This window comes from Streptosporangium sp. NPDC006013 (assembly GCF_040614275.1).
Classification (GTDB): domain Bacteria; phylum Actinomycetota; class Actinomycetes; order Streptosporangiales; family Streptosporangiaceae; genus Streptosporangium.
In genome coordinates this window covers 1-2,624 of the sequence record NZ_JBEXUE010000805.1, presented here as the reverse complement: position 1 = coordinate 2,624, position 2,624 = coordinate 1, and the positions used below count along the sequence as shown (strand labels likewise).

The 2,624-nt window shown below is 69.2% G+C and carries 2 protein-coding genes; both read right to left on the bottom strand.

The window, feature by feature from the left end; genetic code table 11:
* Positions 1–195: 195 nt before the first annotated feature.
* On the bottom strand, positions 196–2,085 hold the full coding sequence (locus ABZ260_RS49740) for a penicillin-binding transpeptidase domain-containing protein (protein WP_355632611.1): 1,890 nt from the start codon (positions 2,083–2,085) through the stop codon (positions 196–198).
* Positions 2,082–2,549, bottom strand: coding sequence for an SsrA-binding protein SmpB (gene smpB, locus ABZ260_RS49735; protein ID WP_350920945.1), 468 nt, complete (start codon positions 2,547–2,549; stop codon positions 2,082–2,084). The genes ABZ260_RS49740 and smpB overlap by 4 nt, the downstream gene beginning before the upstream one ends.
* Positions 2,550–2,624 lie beyond the last annotated feature (75 nt).

The following is a 2,624-nucleotide window of genomic DNA, read 5'->3' as shown; positions in this document are numbered from 1 at the left end:
CCGCGAATCGCAAGCGCCCCCGGGGTCGACCGGCAGGGTCGAGCCGGTTCTGACGGGCAGGGCCTCCCCCGAGATGAGGCCCTGATCTCATCACAGCGACCGAGCCCGCAACCCCCCAAGCGGTGCCCGGTCACTTAGAAGGACGCAAACGAGGCACCCTGCGGTTGCTCAGGGTGAAAAGAATATTCCGGGAGGTCACAGCCCAGCGTGGAGCCCCTGGAAGAACCGTCCCGCGGCGGCCGCACCTGCCGTGGGGTCGGGGCTCTGCATCAGCACGGCGACGGCCACGTCTCCCTGCCATCCCACGAACCAGGCGAACGGCTTGCGGTTCTGCGAGGCGACGGCCGTGATGCCGTGGACGGGGTCGCCGGGAGCCGCGGCGGCACGTGCCGAGCCCGCGGTCACGCCACTGCGCATGAAGGTGCGGAGGGTGTCGACGGTCTTGTCGTCCAGTTTGATCGGATCGGGCGCCTTGTAAGGCTCGGTCTCCGTCGTGGGATCGGTGGTCCGAGGGTCGGTGACCAGAACCGGCGGACGCCAGGTGCCCGAGGCGACCGCCCCGGCGACCAGCGCCATGGAGAGCGGGCTGACCAGCACGTTCTGCCCGGCGAGTGCCTTCGCCGTGGCGGCGTCGTTCTTGAGCGGCCTCATGGAACCGCTGAACCCCTTCAGCGGCAGGGCCCAGGGCGCCCCGATGCCGAACTTCGCGGCGGCGGACGCCAGCTCGGAGCCGTCGATCCTGCGGGCCAGCGAGGCGAGCGCGGTCACGCAACCGGTGGCGAAGTTGGCCTGAAGGGTCGGCGTCACCCCGATGGGCGCGCCCTCCTGATGGAACGCGACACCACCGACGGTCCTGTCCGCGGGGCAGGCCAGCTTCTGTTTGGGGCTGATCCGCGCCTTGAGCATGCCCTCGACGGACATGATGGAGAACGTGGTCCCCGCGGGGAACCTCCCGGCGAGGGCGTGCTTCTCCTGGTTGTACTCGTTGGTGCTGGACACCGCCAGGATGTCGCCGGTCGAGGCCTGAACCGCGACCATCATGCCGGACCCGCCCAGCAGCGCGCTGTCGGCCGCCTTCTGGTGGGCGCGGTCGAGCGTGGTCTGCACCGGCGAGGTGGAACGGTCGGGCCGCCACTTCTTGAGCTCGGTCACCTTGAGCGTCTTGAGATCGACAGTGATCACACGGGTGTCGGTCGAGCCGGTCAGGTGCTCCTGGTACGCCTTCTGCAGACCGGCCCTGCCGACCGTGTCCCCGGCCCGCTGCGGACCGCCGAGCTGCTGCTCGGTCTCGGGGGTGACGGCGGTGACGGTGCCGACGATCTGGGTGGGCGAGGCGGGGGCGACCGACTGCTCCTGCTGGGAGAGGATGATGCCGGGGATCGCCTCCAGCTGGGCGCGGAGCTGCCCGAACTTCGTACGGCCGAAGGTGACCAGCGGGACCTGGAGGTTGGGCTGGGCGGAACGGATCCGGCTCAGCAGGCGGTCATGCGGAAATCCAGTGATCTTGGAGAGCCGCTGGCAGAGCTTGTCCGCCTCGTCGTTCTTCAGATTGGCCGGGATCACGCTCGCCACGTGCAGGATGGCCTTCTCCTGCAGCGGGTCGCGGTTGCGGTCGAGGATCGGCTGGCGCCCCTCGGGGGTGACCTTCACGGCGAACCGCTGCCCCTCGCGCAGCTGGGGGTGGAGAACGCTGGGCGACCAGCGCACCTTCCAGCTGCCGTCGACCAGGTGCAGCGGGAGCTTGCCCTCGTACTCCCACAGGGGGTTGTTCTCCCCCAGGTCGACCTCGGCGTCGAAGTCGGCCTCGACCTCGTCCGCGGCGCGCCGCATGCTCTTGACGTTGAAGCGGAACGAGGCCGCGTCCAGCTGGAGCTTGGCGTCTTCGAGCGCCTTGCTGACAACCTTCTCATCGCCGTCGGTGCGCTTGGCCGCCGCGGCGTAGTCGCCCGTCTGCCAGCCGATCAGGAAGTCGCGCACCGCCTCGTGGGCCGAGGGCTCCTCGAAGCAGGCGGACAGCATGGGAGCCGTCACCGCCAGCGCGAGCGCCGCGGAGGCGGCACGCCTGGCCCTTCCTCTCACCGTCATCTGTTCCTGTGCCTGAGCGCGCGTGCCATCTCCCGCTTGGCCTGGTTCTCGGCCAGCGTCTGCCGCTTGTCCCAGTCCTTCTTTCCCTTGGCGAGGCCGATCTCGATCTTGGCCCTGCCGTCCTTGAAGTAGATGGCGAGCGGCACCAGGGTCAGGCCGCCCTCCTTGGTCTTGGCGACCAGCTTGTCGATCTCCTTGCGGTGCAGCAGGAGCTTGCGGGATCGGCGCGCGGCGTGGTTGGTCCAGGTACCCATGGTGTATTCGGGGATGTGGACGTTGATCAACCATGCCTCGCCGTCCTTGATGACGGCGTACCCGTCGAGGAGGGAGGCGCGGCCGAGCCGCAGCGACTTGACCTCCGTGCCCTGGAGCACAAGACCAGCCTCGTAGGTGTCCTCGATGTGGTAGTCGTGCCAGGCACGCTTGTTCTGGGCGATTACCTTCCGCCCGGTCTCACGTGGCATGTCTTGAGCCTACCGGTCAGCGGAGCCACGAACCGCGCCCGAGAGCGGCGCGCGGGCGCCGGGCGCCCGCGCGAC

What these genes read in the sequence shown, in the direction of transcription:
- ABZ260_RS49740 (WP_355632611.1), bottom strand. Translation starts at nt 2,085, where the DNA reads ATGACGGTGAGAGGAAGGGCCAGGCGTGCCGCCTCCGCGGCGCTCGCG.
- smpB (WP_350920945.1), bottom strand. Translation starts at nt 2,549, where the DNA reads ATGCCACGTGAGACCGGGCGGAAGGTAATCGCCCAGAACAAGCGTGCC.